This is a genomic window from Mycobacterium sp. TH-M25 (genome assembly GCF_057473665.1).
In genome coordinates this window covers 1-6,202 of record NZ_JBYCLA010000205.1, presented here as the reverse complement: position 1 = coordinate 6,202, position 6,202 = coordinate 1, and the positions used below count along the sequence as shown (strand labels likewise).

Annotated in this window: 7 protein-coding genes; 4 read left to right on the top strand and 3 right to left on the bottom strand. The window is 62.0% G+C overall.

What is annotated here, in order from left to right; genetic code table 11:
• Positions 1–1,986 (top strand): MMPL family transporter (locus tag AC2VOU_RS06875; RefSeq protein WP_486956692.1); only part of this gene is annotated, 1,986 nt, incomplete at its 5' end.
• Between the two features lie 14 nt (positions 1,987–2,000).
• Positions 2,001–2,894, top strand: coding sequence for an alpha/beta fold hydrolase (locus AC2VOU_RS06870; RefSeq protein ID WP_486956691.1), 894 nt, complete (start codon positions 2,001–2,003; stop codon positions 2,892–2,894).
• 115 nt (positions 2,895–3,009) lie between these two features.
• Here AC2VOU_RS06870 and AC2VOU_RS06865 read toward each other — a convergent pair whose 3' ends face one another.
• Together AC2VOU_RS06865 and AC2VOU_RS06860 are read right to left on the bottom strand one after the other, a co-directional pair.
• Positions 3,010–3,432 carry a DUF6188 family protein gene (locus tag AC2VOU_RS06865; RefSeq protein WP_486956690.1) on the bottom strand — a complete coding sequence of 141 codons (423 nt, stop codon included), beginning with the start codon at positions 3,430–3,432 and terminating at the stop codon, positions 3,010–3,012.
• A gap of 45 nt (positions 3,433–3,477) precedes the next feature.
• Positions 3,478–4,089: a TetR/AcrR family transcriptional regulator gene (locus AC2VOU_RS06860; protein ID WP_080677207.1), complete on the bottom strand. Its 612-nt coding sequence runs from the start codon at positions 4,087–4,089 to the stop codon at positions 3,478–3,480.
• A gap of 405 nt (positions 4,090–4,494) precedes the next feature.
• Here AC2VOU_RS06860 and AC2VOU_RS06855 point away from each other — a divergent pair, with 405 nt between their 5' ends.
• The gene (locus AC2VOU_RS06855) at positions 4,495–5,094 is read left to right on the top strand and encodes a TetR family transcriptional regulator (RefSeq protein WP_031349047.1); all 600 of its coding nucleotides are present in this window, start codon (positions 4,495–4,497) and stop codon (positions 5,092–5,094) included.
• Positions 5,095–5,164: 70 nt separating this feature from the next.
• On the opposite strand, the gene AC2VOU_RS06850 is transcribed toward AC2VOU_RS06855, so the two are convergent.
• Entirely contained in the window at positions 5,165–5,593 is a 429-nt protein-coding gene (locus AC2VOU_RS06850; protein WP_012396378.1) for an NUDIX hydrolase, read from the bottom strand.
• Positions 5,594–5,670: 77 nt separating this feature from the next.
• Here AC2VOU_RS06850 and AC2VOU_RS06845 point away from each other — a divergent pair.
• The coding region (locus AC2VOU_RS06845) for a GntR family transcriptional regulator (RefSeq protein WP_486956689.1) at positions 5,671–6,202 on the top strand (532 nt) is incomplete at its 3' end.

The window sequence follows — 6,202 nt, the reverse complement described above, 5'->3', positions numbered from 1 at the left end:
GCGGCCACGGTGACGTTATTTCCCCCGGTGTTGGCGCTGGCGGCCAAACGCGGCATCGGTGAACCCAAGGCAGATCGCACTCGCCGCTACTGGAACTGGATCGCCGTGGCGGTGGTCCGTCGACCCGTGCCGCTATTGGTCGCCAGTCTGGCGCTGGTGCTAGGCCTGGCGGCTGTCGCGCTGACTATGCACATCAGCTACGACGATCGCCTAGGACAGCCGGCGACGACGGCTAGCAATGAGGGGTATCGCCTGCTGGACCGCCACTTTCGCAAGGACGTCATCATCACCGAATTCATGGTGGTCGAATCGCCCACCGATATGCGCACCAGCAAGGCCCTGGCCGACCTGGATGAAATGGCGTCTCGGGTCTCGCAACTGCCCGGCGTCACCAAGGTCTCCGGTGTCACCCGGCCCACCGGCGCGCGTCTGGACCAGGCTCAACTGTCATGGCAAAACGGCCAGATCGGCGACAAGATGGCCGGCGCGGTCGCCAAGGGAGACGCCCATAAGGATGACCTGGCCAAACTCACCGGCGGCGCCGACCAACTCGCCGGCGGTCTCGCGCAACTGGACACCACCTTGCACACCGCGTTGACCCCGTTGACCGGAATCCTCACCCAGGCCCAGTCCAGTGGATTCCAAGTCCAGCGGTTCCGTCCGCTGCTACAGCAGCTTTCGGGAACCGCCCCGGCCGTCGACCAAGCCATCCGAACCGGTCCGGGGCTGCGCCAGCAAGCCGACCAGGCCCAAAACGCGATCGCCGCCATCGACCCCCTCGTCGGTGCGCTCAACACCTCCCCGTGGTGTGCGACCACACCGGAATGCGCCCAACTCCGCGACCAGGTGCAGATCCTGGTGACCCTGCGCCATACCGGCTTCTTCAACCAGCTCGCCAACCTCGGCGACCTGTACCAGCCCAGCAGCGGCAGCGCGGCCGGCACCGTGGCCGACGTCCAAAACGCAATCACGTCGCTGGACAAGGCTTTCGGAGCGCTCGGCGACCCCGCCGACCTGGCCGGCAACATCCGCCGGCTCCAAAGCGGCATCAGCCAACTCGCCTCCGGCGCACAGGCCCTCGCCACCGGCGTGCATACCCTCGCCGACAGCAACATCGAAATGCTGTCGGGCATGAGCCAAATCGCTACCCAACTACAGAATTCCGCACGAACCACCGCCGGCTCCGACAACGCCAGCGGCTTCTACCTTCCCAACAATGCCTTCGAAAACCGCCAATTCGCCGACGTTGCAAAGCATTTCCTGTCACCCGACGGAAAAACCGCGCGTTTCGCCATCGAATCCAGTTACGACCCGTACAGCAGCGACGCGATGAACCTCGCCCACAAAATCACGCAGGTCGCCGATGCCGCACGGCCCAACACCTCGCTGGCCAACGCCACGGTGTCGATGGCCGGATTCCCCGCCGTCAACTCCGACATCCAACGCCTGCTTTCCGCCGACTTTCATCAGCTGGCCTTTGCGACCCTCGTCATCGTCGGCCTCATCTTGGTCGTATTGCTGCGCGCCCTGGTCGCCCCGCTCTACCTGTTGGGTACCGTCGTGCTCAACTACGGCGCCGCGCTCGGACTGGGAACCCTCGTCTTCCAATATGGCTTCGGCAAGGAAATCGCCTGGCCCGTACCGCTTCTCGCGTTCATCATCCTGGTCGCCGTCGGCGCCGACTACAACATGCTGCTCATCTCACGACTACGCGAAGAATCGGCCCACAACATTCGCGTCGGCGTCCTGCGAACCGTCGCAAACACCGGCTCAGTCATCACGTCGGCCGGGCTCATCTTCGCCGCCAGCATGTTCGGCCTGATCGTCGGCTCCATCGCGATCATGATCCAAGCCGGATTCATCATCGGCTGCGGCCTACTACTGGATACCTTCGTCGTTCGCACCCTCACCGTTCCCGCGATCGCCACCCTGCTGCGCGAAGCGAGCTGGTGGCCGCAACGGAAACCCCTGACTCACAACGGCTGACCACATCGGACCACATGACGATTAGCCAGGGGCGCATCCGCACCAGCGACGGGATCACCCTCGTGGCCGATTGCTACCGCCACGCCGCGACTCGCCCCGTCGTGTTGCTGCTCCACGGCGGCGGTCAGAACCGTCACGCATGGGCCACCACCGCTCGCCGACTCCATTCCCACGGCTACACCGTCGTCGCCTACGACACACGAGGTCACGGCGACAGCGACTGGGACCCCAGCGGACAATACGACGTCGAACGGTTCGTATCCGATCTGATCTCGGTACGAGACCACGTCAGCCCCGACAGTCCCCCCGCCGTCGTCGGCGCGTCGCTGGGCGGGCTGATCATCCTCGCTACCCACCTGCTGGCCCCACCCGACCTCTGGGCAGCCGTTGTCCTGGTCGACATCACCCCACGAATGGAATTTGATGGGGCCCATCGCATCGTGTCATTCATGGCCGCACACCCCGACGGATTCGGCACGCTCGATGACGCCGCCGATGTCATCGCCGAATACAACCCACGCCGCGCGCGACCCGAAAATCTCGACGGCCTGCACAAGGTTCTGCGCCAACGGAGCGACGGGCGATGGATCTGGCGCTGGGACCCCGCCTTCATCAGCTCCAACTTCGATGTCCTGCAAGGCAATCTCATGACCGGCAGCGAGGAGTTCGACGCCATCAGTGGATTTCTCGCCGACGCAGCACGTCGAATCACGGCCCCAACGCTGCTAGTACGCGGCGCACTGTCAGACGTCGTCTCCCAGGACACCGTCAACGAATTCCTCCACCTCGTCCCACACGCCGAAACGACGGACGTCACCGGGACCGGTCACATGGTTGCCGGCGACAACAACGACGCGTTCACCGCCGCGGTCACCGACTTCCTCGACCGCACAATGGGGATGACATGAAGATCCAATCAATGGACACGGCCCGCCCTGCTATTGATCTCGTTGAATTCGACGAATCCGGCTGCCATTACGACTAAGCGCTCCAGATTGTTCCCTACGCCCCGCATGTAGTGATTTACGTAGTATCTAAGTCGTCGTCTTCGGCAGAAAGGTCGTGCCGAACCGCTCGGACTCGGCCCCGAGGCAGACACGCCATGTAGCCATGGCCTTTGCCATAGAGTTCCCACGCGGTCGCTGCTGCATCTGGGAGGACATCGATGCGGTGTCCGCGGGAGAACCCGAGATGGAGCGACCCGTCATCGTCGAACCAGGCCCGCGTGCATACCGCTCCGGCAAGGTCCAACAACGTCCGCTCTTCCGGCGAAAGGTAGGCGGGGTCGATCAACACCTCTTCCTCGGGCCAGGCTCCTACTGCAGGAAGCGTCAGCCGCATCGGACGGGAGATTACGAGCTCGCTGTAATCGTCGAGGTCGAGTACCAGGCCACCTTGCAGTGAGACTCGCTGAACAGTGCACTGCTCGATCCATTGTGCAGGCATAGCCGCTCCCTTCGACACGTCAGCGGAGCCACACTTATAAGACTTCTAGTATCGCAGCGATACTGTCGGTATTGCTAGAGATCGTTGGCGCCCGCCCACATCAAGAACAAGTCGCATAGCTCCGTCGATGCACTCGCGTGTCTGCTCCGCTGTTGCCCGGCCGCCGACGAAGGCCATCAAGTTGGCCAGCCAGATATCAGCGATGAGCCCTGCGATCTGTCGCTCGTGGATTCCTTCCGTACCGCCACTCAGTGCCCGCGCCAGCATGCTTTCGATCAGATCGGCGGCATGTTGGGCCGCCAGAGCTTCATCGGTGCCAGCAGTAACGAATGCGCGAACCACGGCCTCGGTGAGCTTCACATTTTGCTGCCATTCGTCGTGAAGCCGCCGAGTCAAGGATTCCACTCGCCGAATCGGGGACGCCGCACACGTGCTCCAGTCGCGTTCTTCATCCAGGCGCACGAACTCGCGGGCGAGCAGCGTCACCAGCAGGTGGGTCTTCGACGTGAAATGGTCATACACCGACCCGACCGTGACGCCGGCTTGCTTGGCGACCGATTTGAAGTGGACCGCCTTGAAGCCGCCCAACGTTGCGACCGCCCGGGTGGCGTCGAGGACTGCTGCGCTGCTCGCGGTGTGTGCCCCTGGACGAGACATCGCGGCCTCTACCTCAGCCAACAAGACACAGACCTCTACTGGGGGATGGACCTAGCAACCTGAGGCTTGCGGAGCGCCACTTCTCAGCGGAATGTCGACAACCCGGACAGCACCGAGAACGGCAGGCACGAGCGCACTGTTTGGCGACCGATATAGCCAGCGCCGAATTTGCGCCATGCCGAGCCGGTGTGAAACCTGAGCCCGATTGGCGGGCACCTGTGGCCGCGGCTACTCGCGAATATTCGTGAGGCGACCGCCATTCCCGTGCAATCCGCGTCGCCTGCCTCGGTCCCCGACATCGCGACACCAGCAAAACAACCCCTAGTACTGTTGGTTTCGCTACGCTACTGTTCGTACCATAGCGCAGAAGGAAGCCTGGAATGTCGGATTGACGAAGGCGATGTCATGCCCTCCGCAAACACTGGCTCGTTAAGGGACCGACGCCGCGCCGAGTTGCTCTCGCAGATCCAGGGAACCGCACATCAACTTTTTGCCGAACGTGGATTTGCTGCGGTGACCACCGAGGACATCGCTGCCGCTTCCGGGATATCCATCAGCACGTACTTCCGCTACGCGCCTACGAAGGAAGATCTGCTGATCGCCCCCTTGCGGCAAACGGTCGCTGAAATCGTTGCCGCCTATGGCACTCAGCCATCGGACCAATCAGCAGCCGACGCGCTGATCGCGTTGTTCGCCGAAACCGCGTGGGACAAAACCAATCCGAAGCCGCACTACTGGCAACAAGCCATACTGACCGCCCCCCACCTACTGAGCAAATCGGCACTGATCAGCGATAACGATGGCCGCAAGTTCATCGAACTCGTCGCTGCACGGATGGGCGTCGATGCAGGGTTGGACATTCGTCCCTCGCTGCTTGTCCACACGGCCTTGGCCACCGCACAATTCATACTTCGACGCCGGCTGAGTGAAGACACTAAAACGAGACCACCGCTCCACGTTGAGTTGGAACGGGCCTTGAGGGTTACGTTGGCTGGATTCGACTGAGTGCAGACCGCTTTGGAAGTCCGGGCCGTACGGTTGGCCAACTGCCCGGCAATCTGGTCCGTCATAACCTTTAACCTGAAACGACATTTACTCCATCATGGGCGCGGGAGTGCGGATCTTCATCGAATGCATCTAGAACCCGCACTGCGAAGGCAGGGCTCATCTCACCCTCAACTTGTTCTTTCGTCATCCAACGGACTTCCCGAGCTTCGGCAGTCGGGTGCGTGTCGCCGGCGGCAGGACCGCACCGGTAAACCAGCGCGACAATGCCCTGAGTAAGGTTCTTGTAGACCCCGGTGAGACGTTGCACTGTGACCTTCAATCCAGTTTCTTCGAGCACTTCGCGTCGAACGCCGTCCTCGAAGGACTCGTGCAGTTCGAGTACTCCGCCGGGAGCCTCCCAGCGGCCGTTGTCCTCTCGCCGGATGACGAGAACCCGACCGTCATCCCGTACAACGACCCCGGCGACACTGACCGAGTGCTTTGGCGTAGTTCCCATCGTTGGTCTCCATTGTTCGACGCCGGCAGACGTGACACCGGTTGACTGGCTTCCTAGACTAGTCGTCTAGACATGTAATGGAAGGCTGCCGGGTGCTGCAACTTGGACAAATCGATCGCACCGATGACAAACCACCGTATCGGCAGATCGCGAGCATGTTGCGGGAGGCGATCAGTTCCAGTCGGTTCCCGCCTGGGGAACGACTGCCGTCCGAGGCGGAACTGATCGAGCATTTCGGTGTGGCCCGCATGACCGTAAGACAGGCCATGCAGGAGCTTCGTTCCGACGGACTCGTCATCTCGCAACACGGCCGCGGAGTGTTCGTCCGGCCGACGCCACCAATCCGCAGGCTGGCGTCGGATAGATTCGCACGACAGCATCGCGCCGAAGGAAAGGCGGCTTTTTCCGTCGAGGCAGAGAAATCTGGCTACTCGCCGCAAGTCGACAATATCGCCGTCAGCCGCGAGAAGCCGAATTCGTTTATAGCGGAACAACTTCGAATATCAGCCGACGATGACATCGTCGTGCGATCGAGGCGTTACCTGGCGAATGGACGACCCGTTGAGACGGCCGTCTCGTACATTCCGGCGGCATTTGCCGAAGGCACGA

Bases quoted from the DNA above. Each gene is read 5' to 3' on its own strand.
- AC2VOU_RS06870 (WP_486956691.1), top strand. From the start codon at position 2,001: ATGACGATTAGCCAGGGGCGCATCCGCACCAGCGACGGGATCACCCTC.
- AC2VOU_RS06865 (WP_486956690.1), bottom strand. From the start codon at position 3,432: ATGCCTGCACAATGGATCGAGCAGTGCACTGTTCAGCGAGTCTCACTG.
- AC2VOU_RS06860 (WP_080677207.1), bottom strand. From the start codon at position 4,089: ATGTCTCGTCCAGGGGCACACACCGCGAGCAGCGCAGCAGTCCTCGAC.
- AC2VOU_RS06855 (WP_031349047.1), top strand. From the start codon at position 4,495: ATGCCCTCCGCAAACACTGGCTCGTTAAGGGACCGACGCCGCGCCGAG.
- AC2VOU_RS06850 (WP_012396378.1), bottom strand. From the start codon at position 5,593: ATGGGAACTACGCCAAAGCACTCGGTCAGTGTCGCCGGGGTCGTTGTA.